Source organism: Paenibacillus sp. 276b (genome assembly GCF_900107875.1).
GTDB classification, from domain to species: Bacteria; Bacillota; Bacilli; order Paenibacillales; family Paenibacillaceae; genus Paenibacillus; species Paenibacillus marchantiae.
The window spans coordinates 2223940-2247414 of sequence record NZ_FNRR01000001.1 but is presented as its reverse complement, the minus strand read 5'-3'; the positions used below and the strand labels follow the sequence as shown (position 1 = coordinate 2247414).

General features: G+C 47.9%; 13 protein-coding genes. All 13 read left to right on the top strand.

Annotation, left to right across the window (positions count from 1 at the left end; translation table 11 throughout):
* Window positions 1–15 precede the first annotated feature (15 nt).
* Window positions 16–2676: a PKD domain-containing protein gene (locus tag BLV50_RS09545; protein ID WP_090807208.1), complete on the top strand. Its 2661-nt coding sequence runs from the start codon at window positions 16–18 to the stop codon at window positions 2674–2676.
* A gap of 46 nt (window positions 2677–2722) precedes the next feature.
* Entirely contained in the window at window positions 2723–4171 is a 1449-nt protein-coding gene (locus tag BLV50_RS09540; protein ID WP_090807206.1) for a hypothetical protein, read from the top strand.
* Window positions 4172–4202: 31 nt separating this feature from the next.
* A complete protein-coding gene (locus tag BLV50_RS09535; protein ID WP_090807205.1) occupies window positions 4203–6038 on the top strand; it encodes a hypothetical protein in 1836 nt (611 codons plus the stop codon).
* A gap of 28 nt (window positions 6039–6066) precedes the next feature.
* Window positions 6067–8721, top strand: a complete 2655-nt coding sequence (locus BLV50_RS09530) for a hypothetical protein (protein WP_090807203.1) — start codon at window positions 6067–6069, stop codon at window positions 8719–8721.
* Window positions 8688–9815 carry a cell adhesion protein gene (locus BLV50_RS09525; protein WP_371129226.1) on the top strand — a complete coding sequence of 376 codons (1128 nt, stop codon included), beginning with the start codon at window positions 8688–8690 and terminating at the stop codon, window positions 9813–9815. The genes BLV50_RS09530 and BLV50_RS09525 overlap by 34 nt, the downstream gene beginning before the upstream one ends.
* A 13-nt stretch (window positions 9816–9828) precedes the next feature.
* Window positions 9829–10656, top strand: a complete 828-nt coding sequence (locus BLV50_RS09520; RefSeq protein WP_090807201.1) for a hypothetical protein — start codon at window positions 9829–9831, stop codon at window positions 10654–10656.
* A gap of 46 nt (window positions 10657–10702) precedes the next feature.
* The gene (locus tag BLV50_RS09515; protein WP_090807199.1) at window positions 10703–11842 is read left to right on the top strand and encodes a hypothetical protein; all 1140 of its coding nucleotides are present in this window, start codon (window positions 10703–10705) and stop codon (window positions 11840–11842) included.
* Window positions 11843–11969: 127 nt separating this feature from the next.
* Window positions 11970–13339 (top strand): IS1182 family transposase gene (locus BLV50_RS09510; protein WP_256337910.1). Its coding sequence is split into 2 segments (ribosomal slippage): window positions 11970–12546 and window positions 12546–13339, totalling 1371 coding nucleotides; the frame shifts between segments, so codons are not numbered across the junction.
* A gap of 190 nt (window positions 13340–13529) precedes the next feature.
* Window positions 13530–13991 (top strand): hypothetical protein, encoded by a 462-nt coding sequence (locus tag BLV50_RS09505; protein ID WP_090807196.1) that lies wholly within the window; start codon window positions 13530–13532, stop codon window positions 13989–13991.
* 107 nt (window positions 13992–14098) lie between these two features.
* Window positions 14099–14644: a hypothetical protein gene (locus BLV50_RS09500; RefSeq protein ID WP_256337909.1), complete on the top strand. Its 546-nt coding sequence runs from the start codon at window positions 14099–14101 to the stop codon at window positions 14642–14644.
* A 12-nt stretch (window positions 14645–14656) separates the two neighbouring features.
* Complete coding sequence (locus BLV50_RS09495; protein WP_090807191.1) at window positions 14657–16246, top strand: hypothetical protein; 1590 nt, start codon at window positions 14657–14659, stop codon at window positions 16244–16246.
* A gap of 17 nt (window positions 16247–16263) precedes the next feature.
* On the top strand, window positions 16264–18210 hold the full coding sequence (locus tag BLV50_RS09490; RefSeq protein WP_090807190.1) for a hypothetical protein: 1947 nt from the start codon (window positions 16264–16266) through the stop codon (window positions 18208–18210).
* A gap of 31 nt (window positions 18211–18241) precedes the next feature.
* On the top strand, window positions 18242–23374 hold the full coding sequence (locus BLV50_RS09485; RefSeq protein ID WP_090807189.1) for a DNRLRE domain-containing protein: 5133 nt from the start codon (window positions 18242–18244) through the stop codon (window positions 23372–23374).
* Window positions 23375–23475: the final 101 nt, after the last annotated feature.

The window sequence follows — 23475 nt, the reverse complement described above, 5'->3', positions numbered from 1 at the left end:
AAAGGAGGTGATTAAATGGCAGATACGTCATACCAGCCAACGCCGTGGCTCGACACAACCATAAACGAAGAGTTCCTGCTAGAAGGGCTTGCTGGAATCATGACAACCAACGGCTGGTCTAAGGTAGCGGAGTTTACTAAGGTAACCTACTCTAATAAGCTGACCAAGCCAACGATCAAGCGTTTCTACCTTCCGTTGGCTAAACCTGAAATAGACTTGCCTAAGGTACTAAACGATGATTACTACATCTTCCTTGATGGAGAGATTGCTCCAACATCCTATTACACAGCGGTCAAGAACACTGACGAAACCACCACGATTACCTTTGAAGCAGGGGTATCCGGTCAGGTAGCGATTTATTACAGCACGGTCGGGTCAGCGGACACCTTCGACTTTTATGTGACCAAGCACATCGTCGTCAAAAATATATCGGGAAATTTGTTTGGCATGGCAATGCTTGCTCACATCAATGAGCAGATTGGACGAACGGACTGTAAAGTACCATTCGCAATCTATGACAAGAATGCCGATTACGGTACTCAGTTGACACCGCAGGACAGCGGCATATTCTCTTGGGCTATTCAGAAGGCTAACGAAGATGCTCTCTTCGAGCGGCATACGCTATACTTCTACCAGCTTGAGAAGTGGATTGGAAACGGGAAGATGTTGGTTGGGTGGGAGAACGTCAATGAATTGAAACGGGTAGCTTTGGATGTTGAGGTTCAGACAAGCATGTGGGGTCTGGATGACAATACAAACGCTCTTCAGTCACGGATTACTGATTCTTTCCCTCAGATGTACCAGTCGCCAATAGTCACGTCCCGTACAAGAATCCCTCAGCTTGAGCACACAGAGAAAATTGCCTTCGTTGACGTAAAATTTACGAACTGGTGGGACGACAGTAAGGTGTTCGTCAAAGGATTCGTGGACGGTAAGTCGCTCATGCTGATTATCGTTGCGGACACTGCTCCTGTTTGGGATGACAACGCCGTACCTGCGATTCCTCTTTACATGGGAGACTTCGATGTGAACGGTTTGACAGAAGAGGTTATTAATCGGGATATCACGTTCGACTTCTATCGGAAGCAGACGAAAACTTCCACAATCATCTCAGGTAAGCCGATGGTCAATGCAGGGTCGTATGTAAAGGTATGGCTAATGGGTGACACGGACGGCGACATGCCTGACGAAGCTGTCACGCTGACCATCGCAGGACAGGAGATTGGAAAGTTCAATACCATAGGGGCGGTAGAGCCAACAAGTAACAGGAACGATGCTCAGTTGATGGGGCAGTTCGATATCACTGGAATTGAGGGCATGTCCTCTGTGACCATTGAAGCAGTGAGTGGAGATGGAGTGAGTGGCTACACTCCGGTATCCGGTCGGATGTTCCTTGAGATTCATATCGAGACCAATCGAAACGCAGAAGGCACACCGTCTGCCTTATTCTCAGGGACGGCATACAACAAGAACGGGGCTACCGTAGAAGCCGCTCTCAAGCTGTCTGGTCAGTTCAATTATGACGACCCAGGCATCAAGCAAGAGGTTTTGCTTCCTGTTATGAAGGAGTATCCGCACTTCCCGAGTAACGGTATTGACTCCATTATGGTCAAGCGAAATAAGTTCGGTGCAAGGTATCAAGCGCATTATCTGTCTTGGAATGTCCCTTCTAATTCTATGCCACCGCTAAGGGAAGATGCTGACAATCATAAGCACCCAAGGGCCTGGAAGGATTACATGAACGAGCAATACAAGTACCAGTTTAGTCCATCAAGGTACAGCGGGAAAGCTCATTCATCCCGTGCGCTTCTAGTTCATCCTGAAGATGGTACGTTCGGAACACTGCGCAACGTTATTTTAACCTCTCCCTTAACTATAATGAATGGTGACGAGTTAAAGGCTGTGAGAGATTACTGTGACGACGAGAACAGGTATGAGGTTTACTCTTACTACTTGGTCGAAGGGATTTCGCCACTGACAAAGAGACCTGCAACGCCATACAGACCTGCCGCTCTCGGCATTCTAAAGGCGGGGTACACTCTCCCTGAGATTCCTCCTTCACCGCCTGAACCTCCTGCTCTTATTCTGTCCATCGACCCTGCTTACTCAAGCATAGAAGAGGACACGTCAATCAAGTTCACGTCGCTGTACAGCAAGCACTCCCCTATTACGAATTACAAGTGGGAAGTGGCGAGTGACGTGAAAAAGGGCTTGTATACAGTCGATCATGCAACGTTTACATTCAGCAATGTCGGCACGTATTCGGTCAAGCTTACGGTGTGGAATGAAGTAGGTCAGCAGGCAACGGCTATGGCAACCATAACGGTAACTGCCAAGTACGTGCCCCCACCACCTCCACCACCCCCACCGGCTAATACATTGCAGTGCGGTAAGCTGAACGATTCTGGCGGCGGGGCTTATACGGAGAAACTGCATGAGATGGGAAATTCGTCTGGACGAGTCGTCATCACCTACAACATGTATGGAATAGCTGACCGTATGGATGTTTACTATCAGAATCAGTTGCTTGCCAGCACTAACATGGAAGTGTCTAATGGAGGTTCGCTCCAATTCCAGTACAGTCCTGTTGGCGGTGTAACACAAATAAAGGTGGTCATGTCCTCCAGTTCGGGGTCAAGTTCATCTTGGGAATACCTGGTAAACTGCCCTGTGTAACAGCGGGGCTTGCTATATAAAGCTAATAAGTGAAGGGGTGCTATAGATGCCTTTTATTGATACGACACCAGCAACATTTACGCCAAGGATTACAGAATCTGACTTGCAACCAAGGCTTGGAGATTTGCTAGCGACTCAAGGATGGACAGTTGCAGCCAATTTCAAGAAAGTGTCCTTCGACGCAGGCACACTGAAATCGACTTACACAGCGACGCCACAATCGTCTTTCCCGATTGCTGTTGCGGAGCATTTCATCTACGCAAACAAAGAGGGTCACATGTTCGGACTAGCTTTGATAGGGCAGTGGTCAACTACAGTCGGTGAATTAGGGGCGCTTGGCAAGTCGCCAGTCAAAGGGGCTACGCCACTACCTGAATTTGCACAGTGGGCGACAAACGAGTTCCGTAAATTCCGTTCTCCGCAGACCATGTACTTCTACATCGTAGAGGAATTAAGAGGACTGAAACCTAACGGAAACGACATCTGCCTTCCTTGGGTTGACAACTCAACTGACGGGTTGAAAAGGGCGGTGTTGGACATTGAAGTGGAGGCTTCGGAGTGGGTGACTTCCGGTTCTTCGTCGGGCGGGGTATTCACCATCACAAAGGCAGAAGGCTTGCGTATGCAGTCCCCTATCGTCTCTGCGGGTATTCGGTCGAAGTTGATAGAGTCTTACTATGATAGCCAGTACAACTCAGCAGTACAGTACACCAACTGGTGGCACGACTCGGAGCTTTCTATCAAAGGTACGCTGACAGACACCAACGCATTCTTCATTATCCAGAGTGATAACGTACCAGCCCCTGAAGGAAACCTTGTACCTATCATCCCATTCTACTTCGGAAAGCTTGACCCGATAGAAGAGGGTGACGAAGCTTACGCCATGTTCGCAGGCACTGTGCCTATCGCAACTACTGTGGCGGGCGTCGCTGAGTACGACTTTGATGACCTGAAGAATAAACAAGCTAATATTATGCCTTTGATTAAGAACTACCCAGCAAACCCGGCCAACGGACTCGACAATGTAATGATTCATCGAGCCAAACTGGGTGCGCGTTATCAGGCCAGCTACTTGTCTTGGAACTCTCCTGCCAACGCTATGCCGCCTGCACGTTCGTCTGTAGACGGGAAACGGGATTACCCAAGAGCTTGGAACAACTCGGAGAATCCACTTTACAAGTACAACTTTAACCCGTCCCGTTATAGCGGCAAGGTACACACCTCTAAGATTTACGTTGTTCATCCAGAGGAAGGTGTCCGTGGGACACTTAAGGATGCAATCGCACTGGCGGCGTTCTCCTTCAACGCTAACAAGCTTCGTGTCAAGAGAACGAATTGCCCTGACGAGTTTGATGTTTACCGTTACTTCTTGGTTGAGGGCGTATCCCCACTAACGAAGAAACCCGGCACGCAATTCAGACCCGCAGGACTCGGATTGTACTTAAACACAGTAGATGACGAAGGTATCGAAATTACAAGCCCTACTACCCCATAGTAGGGCAATTCCTAAAATGAGGTGATGTAACGTGACATGGTTCGACGGCGATGCTACCATTCAACTTTTCCCAGATGACCTAGAAAAGAGATTCAACGCAAGCGGTTGGAATACGTTTATTAAATATCGGGCAGTAACAGGAAACCCCAACAGTACGAAAACTAAGTTCGCTGACGTACGATTGTTCCGCTCCATCGGAAGTGATGGGCAAATGCGTAACTTTGGTATGGTATACGGTTACGGTGGGGTAGTGAAGAAAGCAGGAGAACTCGACTTCGTATCCCAAAACTCTGTACTTGGAGAGCTTAAGTTGATTGAAGGAACGACTGACCGTTTCCAGATTATCGTCCGCCCTGTAGAAGCTGACTCTGAGATGGTTTACAAGAACGGAGTGTACCTCGACAAGACGGAGTACACGATTGACAACTTTACAGGTGTAGTAAAACCCAACACCGCTCCGCAACCTACAGACAAGTTCACAGTGTCTTATGCTCCTGCCGTAAATGCGCCAAGTATGCCGAAGAGATTGTTCTTCTTCACCTTTGACGACGTCCGTTCAGAGAAGATCGTAGAAGGCACAACCGGTTCGGTGGGCGTAGGTGACCCTGAGTCCATCCTACCGGACGGAGATGGTACAAAACGTACCTTCCAGATTCCTACCCCAACGACAATCAAAACCGATTCAGTTCGATTGTTCATTAACCAGATCGAAGTTCCGACAACTGACTTTACTGTAGACTATACAGCAAATACCGTCACCATCACAAGTACAAGGAAAGCACCGGACGCAGGCGCAGAGCTACACGCTTCCTACGTTCGCATCTTGGCGGGATCGGGCACAGGGGTAATCAATTACGGCGACATTCTTGCTCGTAACTTTGACCCCCAAGACGGAAAGAAAATGCTGGACGCTGTTTACTCCTGCATCTACTACATCTACCCATCGCTTCCTACTGCGCTGTCCTTCACTCCGCTGGACAACTTCGATAGAGGATGGCAACGAGACAGCACGATGTACTACTGGGGCAATTTCACCAAAGACCGCATCGTGATGTTCCTGAGACCTGACCCAACGGCGGGAGCAGAGAATACGTACTACGCACCTCTGTACATCGGACGGATGACTACCATCGGTAAGTCTCCACGGAAGAACAACGTAATCTTCTCCGGTTGCCGTACTAAGGACGAAGTATTGTGGGCGAAGGATATGAAGCTGGGCGCAACCTATGTAGACTACGGTAATAATACGTCGAACGGTAACAGCTCTGTACAGCTCCAACAATCCATCGGCGGCACGTACTACCAGAAGCATTATCTGGCGTTCATTACGCACGATAAGAGCATTGATGCGGGCGAATCCCGATTTAATCCATCGGTATACAGTGGTAAGTATCACATCTCTCCGATGTACGTTGTTCACCCGAATGACGGTTTCGTAGGGAAGCTGGATGAAGTTTACGCGGTGCATCCGAAGAACATCTCTCAACTGGATGAGCTGGAAGTACTGGAAACTTCTAAGGACGAGGACTTGGGCGTGGGCGACGGATCGAAAGCTGTGTTCCACCTTTCGCACCAGCCATCCCTCAAGGATGACGGCACACCATTCTTGCTGAAAGTAAAGGTCGACTGTGTAGAGCAGGTACTTGGTACTGACTATACCATCGATGTTGGCACGAAGACCATTAACTTCGAGCAAGGTAAGATTCCTGCCGCGAATGCAGAAATCCTTGCGACGTATGAGTACAAGCAGATTTACCGTTACACTCTTGCGGATACGCCAGTAAGTCCACTGACCTTGGCTACGATTAGCCCGTTCGCACCGATTGGTCTTGGTATCCTGAAAGAGACTCTGGTCAAGAACAGTTAATTAAATAACAAGGGAGGTAGGCGGTGATATGCTGAATGGTAATAAATCTTACCTAATCAGTTTCACCGCCCTTTTTTCTAAAAAGGGCTATGGACTGGCATTCGGGATAGACACGTTGCTTGACGTTTCCCGTGATACCCAATACCACCTGTCTGCCCCTGCGTATAGTACTTATAGCGCACTGAAGATGGAAGTCATGAAGAACGCGACGAAGCTACCCTATGCGACCTCGAGTTTATTCGGGAATGGATTGAAAGAAACATCCATTGCAACGGAATACGAGGGGGTGGAAGTAGAGTCAGTATTTGCAAGCGTTGCGACATATCTGTCCGACATTCAGCAGTACTTGGAGGGGGAGAATAAGGTAGACGCTCAAGGCAGTGAGTCCACACTAACTACTGAGACCGTAAGGGTAGGGGACGGAACTGAAGATGAGGTATTCGCAAGGAACTTAGGCGGGTTTGGCGGGCGTATTCTTAACGCGGTGGATACCTTACCTGACTATGCTGAATTACTTATGTACGGAGCGAATGACCCCGCTTACGAGACAGGGGAGATGAAAGACAGCTCATCACTTATTTCAGAAGATGCTTGGATGCTTAACTTGACCTTAGACAACTACGTGGCCGTCGAAGAGGAACACAGTGACGGGAAGCTGATATTACCTGTGTTTGATGCTTCTGTGGAAGAGCAAGCGGAAGTTGAGAACTTTTCATATATACATCAGACCGAAGAGCGGCTTATCGTAGTGAGTCCGATGACCATGATTGATATGCACGCTATTAAAAAGATGACACCGTTCGACTTTTCACATGAGCACGAGACTTTGGTAGAAGACTTTACAGATACGGTAAACTTAAGCTTTGACAAGGACGCTGCGATCGAAAGCTTTACATCAGCGGTAAGTGGGGACGGCAGAGAAGCTGAACGACCCGACGTGATGGTTGCAGGGGAAGCGGAGTCAGGAGACTACCTTCATATCCAAAGCGGAACGGAAGCCTTAGCCAGTACTGGCGGGGACATTGATGTCGAGCACTTTACGGAGGGTGCAGCATACAGCACTGACCCACTTTACATTGAACATGCGACGCCAGCCGACGTTTCTTCCCGAACTGAAGGAAGCCAATCAGAGCACTTCATCGAAGGCGGCAATGAGGTTAACCGGAACACTGAATTGACGAAAACAATGCTTGCAGAGAACCTGAAGAGCATCGTATCAGATAGTCCGGAGATTTCAAGTGCAGGGCGGTTGCTAGAAATCATGTATGGGCACAGGGCGGCTGAGATGATTCAGGCGGGGTTAGAGCGGCTGGTTGAATCCCATGTCGATGAGACCATGACCGCAGATGCAGGTTCTATCACAGACGCTGTTATTGCAGACTTGGAACGCGCACTTAATGCAGGCTCAATGGAAGGCGTAGGGTCGGACACTAAGACCGGAACAGTAGAGTACTTCGGGGACGCGGTTAACGAAGCTCCTGAGCACGCCACATCCGTATCCTTTGGAGAAGGTGTGTACGACTTTGGCGCGGAGGCTGAAAGGAATATTGGGCATGAAGCTGTAGTACACGATATCGGTAAAGCCATTGCTGAAGCTAATCTTAATTTGACAATGCACAGAACAGAGACTGCATTCTCAGAGAACCATACCGACGTTGTTCTTACAGAGACGACGGAAGTAGTGAGTACCATTGTCCCTAACTCTGACGCACCAAACGAAACAGAAGTCGCGGCGTATGTGCAGAATTACGAAGTCCTCATCACTCCTAGTGAGAGAGGTAGACACCTACGAGACTTTGATGCAGTTATCCAAGACCCTGACCTTGCTGAAGTGGTTGAAACTGCTGAAGGTACGTTGCATGAGGACGTACACGCAAGAGGTGGAATCAGAATCTACGATGCAGTCGACGATACACCGGACAGAGGCAGTAAGTCCAACATCGTTGTCGAAGCTATCACGGATTACCATTCTGTTGCAAGCACAGACGAAATCACCCTTGAGTCCGTAGTTTACGGCGACGAGCGCGGCGAGAACACAAGCTCTATGGACGGTATCTCCCCTGAGAAGGTGGAGTGGGCAGATAACGTGACCATCGGTGACGGTGTAATGGATAAAGAGATTGCTCAAGGTAGCGCCGACAACACTCTCAACGCAGATATCGTAGATTTGGTTGGTCTGTCTGGTGACAATATTTACGATGCTGTTAATTATGAGGGCGTATCTGCTTATATTGGGGATAGGAGTTTAGTTGTAGATAACCAAGAGCAAATTCAAGCCCAATTGGATGGCGGGGTTGTGGAGACCGTTGTTGATATAGACTCAACCGCTGATTTACTTGCAGTAACCGAAGAAGGGTACGTTGACGAAGTAACTGACGCTATCCGGAAGAAGAAGGTTATTCAAACCGACATCGAGACCGCTGAAGAAGGCCGACGTAAGAAGGAAGCCATCGAGACAACGATTCAAGGTGCGGAGCAGGGTGGCAGAGTCAAGGAAGTCATCAGTCTCAGCATTGATGAAGGTGAGGAAGCTAAGAGACCTACCAAAGTCATTGAGACGGTCATTGAGAAATCGGAAGGCGGTACGGCGATTACTCATCCTGAACGCAAGAAACCACGCATTTGGTTGATTCTCGGTAAGATTGCTTCTTGGAACATCTGGAACTGGAAGAAGACGAGGTAGGTGAGTGCATGGGGATCTATAAGAAATGGAGTGGTCTCATTTTCGATGATGGGTTCAATGGCGGGGGAATCGACCCCCGCTACAGCCTTTCACCCGCAGATGCTCCTATATTGGATACGAATTTAAAGAAGTTGATTATCCCTCATACAGAGTCTGAGACTAAGGTGTTATTCGACGTCCCAGAGAACGAGCAGGCATTGATGTTTGAAGTCACCGCTGACTATATCCCTACTGAGTTGGGGGACGAGGGAGGAATTCTGATATGGCAGGATGGGTATCACAGACTAGAGTTCTTAGAGAGTAAGGATTCTACCAGCAGAGAGTATAGCCGTTGGCGGGCGCAGAAGAAGGGGAACACATGGACGTTTTACGCGAATAGAGGATCGGGGTGGGAATTGTTCGACTCTGCTAACCTAGCCGCTGGCAAGATGGGTATAACGCTGAAGAACCCTGACGCAATCGATTACGACATGCTTAAGCTTGATAGGATGGTTCTATGTAAGGCCAGCAAAATCACCGTAGGTAACTTACCGGAGGGATACACTGCATATTTATGTGACCCTAACGGAAACACGGTATCTTCGGCCACGGTAGAACCGCTATGGACAGGCGTAGAGATAGAGTTACCAACTTTACCTTATAACGGAATCCTCCGTGTTTACGATGAGAACGGAGTCCTGCTTTCCAGCTTAGGTACGTTCGATATGTACGGAGGGGACTTATACCTTTACGGTACTGACCTCCGCGTCCTAAGGAAAGGCGTGGAGCTGAGCGTTACTGGCGAAACCTACCTAGGGACGATGTACAATGACGCGATAGAAGTCCAGATGGAACTATTTAACCCGGCAACCAACAAGACGGCCAAGGACATCAGTATGGGTATTATCAAGTACATGGCTGAGTTCGGGTACGAGTGGGCAGATATATGCCACGATGACGGGGCTGACGCTCCGGTGGGGAACTACTCCCAGCGTTTGGCTATGGGACAACTCGCCCCACTAGAGAAGACCAAGTTTTGGATGAAAGTAGAACGGAAGTCGGAGCACTTCGGTATAAAGCCGATTCACTTCCTTCTCGACATTACCCATTTATAAGGAGGTGTGAGACATGGCAGGCACTAAAATGAGACTTCAGCGGTACGGCGGCGAGGTAACGCATCGTCACGAACAGGAGATTATCGTCGACCAGAATTTTCTGGATACTAATAACGGATTGTACATTACGCTCACTCACCCTTATGTGATGGGCAGTAATATGCTTGACGTTTACTATAACGGTCAGCGCTTATCGGAAGGTGGGGGCTATGAGGAAATCGACCCCAACACCATCCGGTTAGACCTTGGCGTGTATCCTCCGATACACAAGCAGGCGGGACAGCCTGTCCCCCTCTTTATCGGGGATGAGATTTACATCACGGCTTGGAAGGCTGAGTACCTTCAGTCGGGCGGCAACATCGACACGTTAAGGTTTCTTGCACTGGAAGAAGAGATTATCGAAGCTAGGAAATTCAACCCAACGGATACCCCGTTTAATCGGTTAGATGACCGACTGGATTACATCCAAGACCGAGCAACCTTAAGGGCGATTGTTCTAGTACTACCGAAGGTGAAGTTGGGCACAACTGACTTCGATGTCCCTGCTCCATTTAGTGGCAAGGTGTCCCATGTGTTAGCCAAGCTTGGTACGGCAGGCACAGAGGATACTGTCGTTAAGGTCGAAAGATGTATAACGGCCAACCTAGAGAACCCGACATGGACGAACATACTCTCCACAGACATTACCATCGAAGCGGGGAATCGGGCTTCCAAGAGTAGTCAGCAACAGCCTGTAGTCAGCGTGACCGACGTGAGCGTAAATGACAGCTACCGGTTGTACGTAGACAAGGTAGGGGCTGGGGCTAAAGGCTTAGTCGTAGAGATCGTTATTTACACGTAATCTTTACTTATAATGGGTATGAATTTCTATACGAGAGGTGATTAGGATGGCAGGTACAAGAGGTCTAGCACGATTCCGTGGAGAGCAGTTCAATAACAACATTCTCCGCAACAACCACTTTGACGCTAGCAACAAGATTAACGAGAGTTACATCTCTATCGACTTTAAAAGTCACCGCGAGATTCTTGAAGATACAAAGATTGACGTGTTCGTTCAAGTCAATGATGTCGACGTCGAAGGCGTGTCTGAGATAGACGTTTCTACGGATGTAGGAGCACGACCAGTAGCCACGGCGCTTAACGTGGAGGGCGTCGTACTGACTGAGAAGGTTCAGGTTCGTCTGACAGGTACGGACAGTCCAATCGGTGACGAAAACTCAGATGTTGTATATGGTCGGTTAGAAGAGAACACAGGAGTGTATACGCTGAAGTTTTACAGTCTAGTTGGCGGCACGGAGCAACCCTTTACGTTCGACGCTAATGCAGTGAATGTAGACTATCGTTTCGCTGTTCGTACAAACCTCTCTATTGTTCCGGTGGACACTATCATTAAAGGCGGCTCAGGGTTCGTAGAAGGGGCGACGGATGCCAAGGCATACATGAACCTTATCCAGTTAATGAAGGACGTTTACGGCGGTTCAGGTACGCTGGACAATGACGGTAACGCCAACCTTGCGACATCTATCCAAGGACAGATTACCAAGGAGATTCAAGACCGGAAGGATGCTGACGACAAGACCGTAAACGACCTGAAGGCCACTGCGGGAGCAGGTATGGTGGGCGTTGCCAGTGACCCTAACTACACAGGGTTGACGGTGCAGGCGGTGCTGACCAACCTCGCGGCTAAGATATCGCAGGCGAATTCCACTAACGGTGACCGCATGGATGGCATCGAGCAAAAGAATACGGAGCAGGATAGTAGGCTGACAAAGCTTGAGACGCAGGACGAGGAAGAAGTCTTTGAAGCAGTCGGTGGTGAGACGCAGTACTTGCTCACTAAAGGACAAGCCAAAGATAAGACGATGCGGTTGGCAATCAACGGTCAGGTTCAAACGCCCGGCATCAACTTCGAGTACATCAAGAATGCAAGTAGTGAAATCACTGGTTTCAACTTCGCTCCTGATACCCTGAAGATTGTCGATGGAGTACCTGACGTAGTGTTCGTACAGTACAAGAAAATACTGTAAGCAATGAAGACCCTTTCGAGGGTCTTCAGGCTGTCGAGAAAGTCTCGACAGCTATTTTTTCATCCACTTAATTCAACACGACACCGCGTTAATATTGTATAATATTAGTATATAAACGTACGGAAGGGTGTACAAATATGTTGCGTTCGAATCGAGAAAAACAACAGGCTTACGAATTTGTTCCATTGAAGAACTGGTTCCTCAAGATCATCTGCTCCGTAAAGTGGATAAGTATATCGATTTTTCTTTCATCGACGAAAAGGTTCGTCCGATATATTGTACGGATAACGGTCGGCCTGCGATCGATCCTGTCGTGTTATTTAAGATGATTTTTCTTGGTTATTTTTATGGTATCCGTTCCGAACGCCAACTCGAACGTGAAATTCAGGCCAACCTCGCTTACCGCTGGTTTTTGGGGTTAGGTCTCACCGACAACGTACCGGACCACTCTACGATTAGCTGGAATCGGCGTACTCGTTTTAAAGACACCGGAATCTTTCAGGAGATCTTTGATGGGATTGTGCTTCAAGCGATTCAGCACCGTATGGTAGGCGGACGTGTCTTGGTTACCGATTCAACTCACGTTAAAGCGAATGCGAATAAGCATAAGTACACCAAGGAACAGGTTCTACAAAACACCCGTGATTATGTGAATGAACTCAATGCTGCTGTAGAGGCTGACCGGAATGCACATGGAAAAAAGCACTAAAGCCTAGAGAGGACGTGATCGAGGAAAAGGAAATTAAAGTGAGCACAACAGATCCTGACAGCGGTTATATGATTCGTGATGGGAAGCCGGAAGGATTTTTCTACTTAGACCACCGTACTGTGGATCTGAAATACAACATGATTACGGATGTACATGTGACCGCTGGAAACGTCCATGATTCTATACCGTATTTGTCCCGTTTGGATCGTCAACAACAACGATTTGGTTTTAAAGTAGAAGCCGTTGCTCTGGACTCGGGGTACTTGACTTCACCCATCTGCAAAGGGCTGCAAAACCGAAATATTTTTGCCGTTATTGCTCACCGAAGATTTCACCCGACCCAAGGTTTATTCCCCAAATGGAAGTTCATATATGATGCACAGCGCAATATGTATGTTTGTCCGGCAAAGCACGAGTTACCATATAGAACGACCAACCGCGAGGGATACCGGCAGTACACCTCTGATCCACAACATTGCAAGAACTGCCCGTTATTAAACGAATGCACACGATCTCGCAACCACCGCAAAGTGGTGACCCGTCATGTCTGGGAGGACAGCAAAGAATGGGTGCGGGGCAACCGGCTCAGTCGATCCGGGAAGTATCTCTACCGAAAACGAAAAGAGACGATTGAGCGAAGCTTCGCGGATGCCAAAGAGCTCCATGGGTTTCGCTATTGCCGTTTGCGCGGACTGCAAAACGTCAGGGAACAGGCCCTGATGACGGCAGCTGTGCAAAACATGAAGAAGATGGCGATCCACCTGGATCGCCTGGGAAAACGGGGATAATCTTCCCTATTTCCGTTTTATACCGACCACTAAAATATGAGAAACCCTGTACTTTGAAAAAAGTACAGGGTTTCTCGACAATCTGAAGACCCTTTCGAGGGTCTTTTTTGTTTTGTACTGCCATTTTGTTAAAGAGTCTCCTGCCTAACCTATATTGTCTATGAGTAATCAGCAAAGGAGGGGACAGGCGATGGCAAGCCCTTTAGTACAGTGGTACGACATTACGAATACCACACAGAAGACAGAATGGCAGATTGGAGTCGTAGATGCAGGTAGTGTATCCATAGATACCACTTTCCTCATCTGGAATAACAGGGGAATCAACACTAATGTGTCAGACATGACAAACTGCACAATTACAACTAAAGACATACTCGGTAGTAACACGGGGGAGGTTGTAATGAACAAGTGGGTCGAAGCACGGGTAGACTCGTTGAACGAGACCACTTTCACCCCAATTGGAGGTACGACTACCAAGGTTATTCAGGCAGGCGGAGGGGCTGGCGCAGGCATTATTAAAGGTACTGCCAATGACGGTTCGCTTGGAGCGGTGACAAACTTCTCCAAAGTTTCATTACACGCTAACGTACCATCCACGGCCACAGCGGGAAGCTTTACATTCCTGACACGTGTCGCATACCAGTTTACGTAATCAATGACCCTACCTTAGTGTAGGGTTTTTTCAACCAATATGATGGGGGTCATGGCATGTTTGGAAACAGAGACACAAAATCTCCGGTTGCTCAACCATTTGTCTGGGTGGCCGAATACTTAGACGGATCGCATCTATCCGAGTTTGATTATCAGACAACGGAAGAGAACGACTATTATCAGATACTCAAGAAAGACTTGCTCCGGTTCGGCATCCTAGGAGACGGCTGCTCGCTGTACTTTGAAGTGTACGGCGGGGTGTTCAAGATACTCGGCCAGATGCTTGAGATGACCTATGTCACGGATGAGAAGACTTATCTGCTGACTGGTCAGCCTATGATGTACAACGACATTATCACATACAAAGACGCAGAGTTCGTCTTTAACCCTAAAGTAGAGGGTTCAGGGCATAACGTAATCACGCAATATAACTTCGGGTATAAAGCGAAGTTTGCTACAGACGGTGTAAATTTCAGCTTCAAGGCTATATGCCAAGTACCTATGAACTCTATTCCAAGAATGGAGTTGACAATTGTTGCTAGTCAAGACTTGAAAGGTCGTCTGCATATCAAGAAGAACGGAAGAGACTTTGATATTGTTGACGCTCTTATTAAGAAGAACAAGGGCGGTAGCATCCTGTGGGAGCTTAGGTAAGGAGGGTAACTCATGAGAGAAGTTGTGGAAAAACGGACTGCAACAACCAAGACATTCGACTTGGGTAAGGGCAGATTTCAAACTGAATACTACGGCTACCCTATTCACTACCCATCAGAGGACGGGTGGGTTGAGATTAATACTGAAATCACCCCTATCAAGAGTTGGGAGTTCGCTGAAGGCGTTGTGAACGGGTTGTTCCGCACCTACTTTGGTGACGTGACCTCAGATAATCAGCACTTGTACGGGATTGAATTTAAGGGAGCAGACAGCGAAAAGTGGATTAACTTCAAGCTTAAAGGGGCTAACCCTACCAGCACAGAGAACGAAGACAACCTGTTCCGCTTTGTGGAGTGTATGGATGGAGTAGATTTTGAGTATATCGTTCAGACGGATTCTGTAAAAGAGAACATCGTACTGAACAAACCAACACATGAACGAGAGTTCGTATTTACTGTTAAATCTGGCGGGGCTTCGTTGAGAGAAGACGGGGACGAGTTGACTATCGTAGATGCTGACACAGGCAGTTCGCTGTGGGCTATCCATAAACCTTACATGGTCAGTGCTGACGGAGAAGTTAGTTACGGTATCCGCTATGACGTGGGGCATGACGGAACTTTCGATACTCTTACGGTTGTTGTCGAGGACGAAGACTTCCTTGCCAACGCGACTTACCCTATCGCCATTGACCCTACTGTAGTCGTCAACCAGACACCGGACAACATAATGCTTGCAGTGTACATGACTGAAGCTGATGGAAGTAACCCTTCGGGGTGGCGGTATAACACCAGTACCTACTTCGGAGGGTGGACGTTCGGGTACATGCAGAACACTAGCGCCATATACTTCACCGAAATTGACAGGATAAAGGAAGAAATGCTTAAAGGTGAAGTTGTAATCAGTAAAGCAGTTCTTGATGTTTACCTTTATAGGGGAGTTCCAAGGTACGGGACACAAGGTTTTCAGGTGTCCAATGTAAAGTCACCGTTCGGGGTAGGAGTTCCCCCGACATCTGTCGGAGATAACTTCTATGTCAATAACACCGCCTATGCAGTGGGTTCTAAAATCAGCATTGATTTTACAGACCAACTTAAAGCTAAAGGTCAGGATTTTTACGGGCTGTTTTTTGCCCCGTCTGGTGGGTACAGGGGGTCAGGTTTCTACAGCCCGATTGTAGCAGATGCCACCAAGAGACCCAGACTTGTCATTGAGTACCTAATTAAGCCAGTCATTGGTTTCCATGATGGCACAGGGCAGAACGGTATGTACTATTCCGATGGATTCAACAGCATCTTTAAGTTGCTGGACTTCGGGACTCTTGTGGCTGGTCAGACTTCTCCACCACAGAGAGTATTCGTTAAGAACTTAGCGGGATTTGATGTGAACAACCTACGGGTTTATGTAGAACCTGCAACATTTCCTGAGAAGCTTACAATGGAGCTGAGTTTGTACAACAGCCCATTCATCCCAGAAACCACGCTGTCCTTTAATGGGGTAGTCGCAGATGAAGAAGATTTACCTTTTTATGTAAGGATTGTAACACAGGAGGACACAATGGCAGGCGGGGACTTCGACATACTGGCTAGGTCAGACCCTTACTGAGAAAGGAGAGATGGTAAATGGCGCAGGTAGGTGATGTACTAGCTCTCCCTGAAAAGGGGTGGGCTAGGTACGATAACAACGATGTCCGGATTAAGTACGAAGGCGCTTGGACACATGCGGGTAACAACAATGATTACAACAACACAGAGAGTTACAGCAACGTAGCTGGAAGCAAAATCAGGTTCAAGTTTTACGGAAGTAAGTTGAGGATTATAGGGACTCAGCACACGGATTCATCTGCGGTAGAGATTTCTATTGACGGACAAGTAGAGTCGTTTACTTTCTACGGTTCACCCACAACATACAAAAGAATCATGTACGAGAAGTACCTTGACTCCGACTCTTTACATGAAGTCGAAATCACACTTAAGGAAGCTAAGTATGTCAGGTTTGACGCCTTTGACATCGACTTCGATGGGCAGGTAGCCAACACACTGGGGGCAGGTACTCTTGCACCGGACAAAGGATGGCGAAGGTACGATGGTTCGTACCCTTCCTTTAATTATGTCGGGGTGGGTTGGACAACTCAAGTAAGCGACACCTACTTTGGCGGTTCGATGCACTACACCCAGACTGTGGCAGGAACAAAGGTCACCTTCGAGTTTACAGGAAGTAAGTTACGGTTTATTGGGGTAACTCATCCAACGCATTCGGCTTCTATTGTAATCGTTATTGACGGTGTTAGTAGCACGTTTAGTCAGCAAGGGGTTCTTATTCCATCATGTCTTCAATTCGAGAAGCTTGATCTACCGTGGGGGCGTCACACTGTGGAAGTTTATTCTACAGCAACCTACGGAGTTAGGTTGGACGCTATCGACATAGACGGGGATGGATATTTCGTAGAGACACAGGACTTTCCTAAAACGGGAGGAAAACTGAGGACTCTTATTACCGACATGGAGGTTGGAGACTTCATTAGGTGCGGGTATCGGGCGGCAGCGGCAAATGCGGGTCAATTTTTTGGACTTGGAATTGACACAATTGAGCCTGAAATTCCTAGAGATGGAACGACTATTCCTAATGGGTACTTCTTTTTCATTAAAGTTAAGGAAGGTCTCCTTGTGGCCGACAGGGTTGTGCAGTACGGAGCGGCGTGGTTCACGTTAAGCAACGCAGGCTACGCGCACGGTACGAATTTTAACTACAGCTTGATACCCATCATGGCAAACGACTTCTCACCTTCGGGCATAGAACCTGTCAACGGGTCGTTATCTGCAAGTGGGGTACTTTCTGCAACTGCTTACCCTGCGTGGAAGGCGTCAGATGGGGTTGACGGGACTTGGGGCTGGATACTACCTAGTAACGTGAAACAAGGGTGGCTGGAGTATCGTTTCTACAAACCAACAGTTGTCAAAGGATACACGCTAAAGACTACAACCAGCCCAACAGCCGCACCAAGTTCTTGGTTACTTGAAGGGTGGGACGGTAAGGGGTGGATTACTCTCGATAGACAAACCTACTCGGGCTGGATTTCTTTGGAAGAGCGAGTGTACTCTGTGAACAACTCTAAGGCCTATACCAGATACCGAATATATATCGAAGCAAATGACGGGCATGCCAACTACTCTTGTATCGGAGAGTTGAGATTAATACCTGAACCTTTGAAGACGAAAGTCAGAATGCTTACAGGCGGTGTTTCCTATCTCCGACAGGGTGGTTATCCTTCCCCCACAAACGAAGGTCTCGGCATTTTCCCTTCCAATGAATGGGATGAAGTAGTAGCCAATAGTCCGTGGGGCGGGGAAGTATGGGGATACACCAACGGAGCTATTGAAGCAGAGTGGACTTCGGATACGCCGTATAGTGGGTTTACTGGTCAGCCCGGAGGGTTTCAGATGGATTTTCAAGGCAGGACTGTAAGAGGGAGGCTAGGAGACCCTACGAACTATTGGAGCACACTGGGCACGTACACGTCACCTTCAAAGATAGGCTTCAGACCTGCAATAGAGTACGAATACATTTAATATCTCAATACAATGAGAGCGGGTGCACCACATGATAAGGAAGATGGATTTATCTGGGGGTTCGGGCGGGATATCTAATCAGTCTGTGTATACGTCTAAGAATGGGGTAGTAGTGACTAGTAGCGCTAACGTTTGGGTCAACAGCAACTACTACTACATGCAGTATTTGTTTGATGGAAAGAAAACAGAAAGTGATGCAACAGGATACTGGTTGACACAGAGGGCTGCTAGTACAAGTACTGTAGCTGGGAGGGTAAACCTAGACTTTGACTTAACGTCAATGTCTCGATACTTTACTTCCATCGACCGGATCGTCGTATACCCAAGGACACGAGAGGATACTATTTCTGATTATACTATCTACGGTAAGGTAGATGCGTCAGGCGCATGGGAAGAAATTGCGCCTTATGTGACCAACGCTACAGCCAATTGCCCGTACGGAACTGCACGTACTCATGTAATTAACGCCAAGTACAAATTCATTAGGTTTGACTTAGTACAAAAAGGTACTTACGGCGTAACTCTTGCGGAAGTAGAATTTTATGTAGAGGCTACTGACGACTACAGGGATACTCTTTTTGGGTATCCACTAGCTACTCCTGATGCCTCTTGGAAGAGGTACGATGATACTCAGGCGGCTTACCCTAACGGTTACACCGTATACAATGCAACAGGAATAACCGGAATGTACGGAAGCGCTGCTAGGGTAATATCAAGGAGCGCGGCCAACCAAGTAGGAACTCAAGACAGAATTAAGTTCAGGTTCTACGGTACAAAACTTAGAGTACTAGCTTGCACCTACACCGACAGGCAGCAGGAAGTCAGGGTGTATATTAACGGAGTAGACCAAGGGACTTTTACAACTAGGTATAGTACAGCTAACGTGGGTCAGGTACTTGTCTATGAGCGATTAAACATGATTAAAGCTATCCACAGTGTCGAGTTGGTCATCGAAGGTACGGCCCCTGAAGGAGCATTTTACTTTGATGCTTTCGATATAGACAATGACGGTTATGTGCTGGGAGAAGAGGGGGCAGTTGTCGCTGACCCTGACCTTGGGTGGACTAGATATGAACAGACACACCCCGCGATCACCTACTTCCCGGCGGCAGGGTGGACAAGTGCGGCTTTGGCGGCACACACTGGCGGGTCTGCAATGGGTAGTGTCACCACCCAAAAGGGGAACAAGATGACTTTTGCTTTCATTGGAAGTAAGTTCCGGTTAGTCATTTCGAAATCCCCCACGTACTCTCCTGCGATACGAGTGACTATAGACGGTGTAGAAGTAAGAGATTTTAGTGCACGAGATTCTTACTTCTACCACAGGGTGGCTGGATTCCAAAGAGAAAACCTTCCTTACGGCAGACATAACGTAGAGGTAGAGGTCCTCACTAAACCCACGAACTCCGATGGGTACGATTTCCGTTTTGATGCTATTGACATCGACACTGGTGGGCGGTTGCTTCACTTTGACGAAGTGCTGGAACAGAAAGACCTGACAGTAGGTAAGAGAATCCGGGCGCATTATGCAGCACTAGCTGAAACAGTAGGTACATTTTCTGGGTTAGGTGCAGAGACAAGTGACTTCTTACCAGCAGTGCAGATCGTGAACCCTGACGGAGACTTTTACTTGATCGCGGTCGACACTGATCCTCTGGGTAGGGTCATTTTATTAGCTGACCGGAATGTTCAGGGAGGAATGCCTTGGACTACTGCGAACGATTGGGGGCTGATGACGGGAAGGGTGCTAAATAAGCAATTCGTGCCCACGATACCTGTACTGAATAGTAACACATCTTCTCCTGATATGACAATAATAGTAAGCTCAGCACTCAACTTAAATTACAACGGCTGGAGGGCATTTAACGGCGTATTATCAGGTGACACGAACAGGTGGGTGGCAAACAATCCAGCACCGAGCCACTTGACAGTAGTTTACAAAAAGCCTCGGCTCATTAAGCACTACTCTGTTCGGTCAGCTATATACAACAATGCTGCACCTAAGGTATGGCAGATTCAGGGAAGCAACGATGGCGTAAAATGGTTCTTGCTTGATGAGAGAACGAATGTGACTGGTCTTTTGACAAGTAGTTTTTACTCATTTAGTAATGATACCTACTACACCATGTACCGAATACACATCACAGCTACGAATGGGTACGCGGGGTATTATAGTAGCATAGACGCACTTCAGTTCTATGAAGAGGACTCTAGTCTATCTAACGCTATGGTAAGACTTCCTACTGGTGGGGCTGTTGTGACAGGCGCGGACAACGAATGGGACAGATACATTACAGGTAATACCCTAGGAGGCAAGATTACGGCAGGGGATACCAGAGTTTGGAACTGGGGCGGGGCTTGGTCAATGACCCCAAACACTACCCAGAACGTAAGCAGCAGGACAGTTAGAGGTAACACGTTAGGCGGGTTCTCGTATATCAGCGCCTCAGCCATCACGGTAACAAGTACGGGTTTCCGTCCATTGTTTATTATGTACGTGTCGGAAGCAGGCAATAACTCCCTCGTCTGTGAGATAACAGTTCCTGTCAAAGACAACTTGTCCTCCGGTCTGCACGTTTACCAAAACCACATTGAGTATAAAGAGTCTCCTATGATAGACGTAACAGTGCCTGTAACTGCAACGGACTTGAAAGGGTACGCCATAGAGTCCTCTGGTCTGTACAGTAATTTGTACCCTGAGTGGTTGGCGTTTGATAACCAAACGGGAGCGGCCACCTACGCATACGCACCTCCTGCTGGGCAAGTACCAGCTTGGTTGATATTTGACTACGGGAAACCTTTAAACGTAGCAGGGTACGGTATAGCTTCGAGACCTTCTTCTCCAACGCAGGCCCCACGTGATTTTAAGTTATCAGGGAGTACTGATAAAGTATCTTGGGATGTCTTAGACGAACAGAGGTCGCAACCTGATTGGGCGGCGGGAGGGGAGCTTCGTAAGTTCGCTCTTGGAGAAAAGGACAAGACCTACAGATACTTTAAGTGGGATATCAGTAACCCATCCATAGGAAATCAGTTAGGTGTTCAAGAGTTCGAGTTGTATGGATTCGACGACTGTGGGTTAGACCAAAGAAAGACATATTTATACGTCCCTTACGCAAACGACCTTGTAAGCACTATTGGTGTGTTTAACGAGAACGGAGAGGAAATCAGAGACTTTTCTGGTGACCTGACCTTGCCAATGACTAATGCAACATCTAATGGGTACACACTAAAGGCTTCCCACAACTACGTTGCGACTGGTTACAATACATTCTTCGCGTTTAACAACGTAGTTGGTTCAGGGCAATGGAGTAACGGGGTGAGTAACGGCGGCGTAGGGTGGTTGGCAATCAACATCGTAGAGCCTGCAATAGCTACGGAATACCTCATGGAAGCCCCTTCATCCACAGGCCCAAACGACATGGCCAAGGACTGGACGTTTGAAGGAAGTGTGGACGGGGACAACTGGACGGTACTGGATACCCAAAAGGGACAGACCACTTGGAGTACGGCCGAAAGACGGAGGTACAAAATCCCTAACCCAACAGGCATGTACAACTGGTTCAGGGTTAACGTTACGGCCAACAACGGTGGCTGGCTGACCATTGGTGAGATTGAGATATACGGCAGGCGTGGGGCGTACTTCAACCAACGTAAAGCTTCCATCATTGTTCCTTACAGAAACGACCTAACGACAACCATAACCGTAAAGCCGCACGGTAGAATGAAGGCCACAGCGAAGGTCGCTCCTGTTTACCTCGCAGACCTTGCTTCTACTATAGACGTGAAGTGGACTTCCAACGTCCTCAGTACCATTGCGGTTCGCCCTAAAGGTAAGATGCGGGCGGTAGTCGATGTTGTACCACCACCGAAGATTGTCTCCACGTTATCTCCGGTTAAGGATGCATTCACACGTTCATCCGTTCCACGGCTCAACTACGGGCAAGAGCAGGAGATGTTGGTAGGTAATACGAATGGAGAAAGTTTCAACTCGCTTATCCAGTTCGATGTCAGCACCATCCCGGCGGGCATGAAGCTGTTAAGCGCGAAGCTCAGACTTTACGTAGAACAGACAAGTCTTGTGGGTAATCCGGTATCCTTTTATCAGGTTGAGAATGACTGGACAGAGCTAGGCGTGACATGGGCAAGCTCACCAGCTTACGGCATGAAGCTCGCTGAGATTCAAGCAGACGTAGCTAAGGAGTACGCTGAGGTTGACATGCTGAGTATCGTTCAGGGGTGGTACAACGGAACACTGGACAACACTGGCATGTTTATGAATCTGGACACTATCAGCGGTGAGATGTTTGTCCGTTTCGGCTCAAGAGAGAGGGGCGCGAGCTACGCACCACAGCTAGTCATTGAGTACCAAGACCCTACTACCCGCAGTAATGGATATGCAGACGTAATTGCTTACATTACCGCCCAGCAGAAGAAGTTCAAGGACCTAGCTACGAAGATTACGGTCAAGAGTTACTGGGATAAATCCGACATACCAGGTAACTTTACAGTCTTTAATCCCGACATGCTTGAAACCTTCATGAAAGTTACTAGGGGAGACATTCGCTCCACCATCACAGTTAAGCGGGAGGATTTATATCAACTCCCTTCCGAGATTGTGGTTAGCAATAGAAGGGACAGTGTTGTGGAGACGAACATCAGAGTCTCAAGGGACTTTATGAAGAGTACTTTGGTTGTAAGGCACAATTCCAACTCCAGCTTACCTTCGGTAGTTGTCGTAAGGAATAGCGATTCAGATGGACTGCCAACTAAGGTTGATGTAACCAGACCTGATATAATTGGGGGCATTGAGGTCACAGCTAGTTCTGTACTCACATCTTCAATCACAGTATCAGGGTCGGGAGAAAGCCACCTAGAGTCCGTAATCACAATCCAACGCTCTGAGTCAAACGACTTGAACTCTACGGTAGAGGTTTGGAAGAACTCAGATATAGATGGCAGCATCATAATCAAGTCAGGATACCTAAGTTCTAGCATCACCGTTCCGTTTGGTGCAAGCAAGGATTTGGTGACTAAGATTCGAGTGGCCGAGAGGTACGCTAGTGACTTGGTTACACATATCGAAGTAGGCGGAGAATCCACTGTGTTGTGTACCATTGTCGTAGTGGAATCGGACGACGGAGGGTATGCATTCATCATATAAACAAGACCCCTGCCATTACTCGGTAGGGGTTATTTTTTTGGAAAATTTACCTATATTGTAGTTGTGAGAAAGTGGAACTTTAGATAGAAGTAGCCGCGAGA

Coding starts and splice junctions, on each gene's coding strand:
- BLV50_RS09545 (WP_090807208.1), top strand. CDS start 16: ATGGCAGATACGTCATACCAGCCAACGCCGTGGCTCGACACAACCATA.
- BLV50_RS09515 (WP_090807199.1), top strand. CDS start 10,703: ATGGCAGGTACAAGAGGTCTAGCACGATTCCGTGGAGAGCAGTTCAAT.
- BLV50_RS09485 (WP_090807189.1), top strand. CDS start 18,242: ATGATAAGGAAGATGGATTTATCTGGGGGTTCGGGCGGGATATCTAAT.
- BLV50_RS09505 (WP_090807196.1), top strand. CDS start 13,530: ATGGCAAGCCCTTTAGTACAGTGGTACGACATTACGAATACCACACAG.
- BLV50_RS09490 (WP_090807190.1), top strand. CDS start 16,264: ATGGCGCAGGTAGGTGATGTACTAGCTCTCCCTGAAAAGGGGTGGGCT.
- BLV50_RS09530 (WP_090807203.1), top strand. CDS start 6,067: ATGCTGAATGGTAATAAATCTTACCTAATCAGTTTCACCGCCCTTTTT.
- BLV50_RS09540 (WP_090807206.1), top strand. CDS start 2,723: ATGCCTTTTATTGATACGACACCAGCAACATTTACGCCAAGGATTACA.
- BLV50_RS09495 (WP_090807191.1), top strand. CDS start 14,657: ATGAGAGAAGTTGTGGAAAAACGGACTGCAACAACCAAGACATTCGAC.
- BLV50_RS09520 (WP_090807201.1), top strand. CDS start 9,829: ATGGCAGGCACTAAAATGAGACTTCAGCGGTACGGCGGCGAGGTAACG.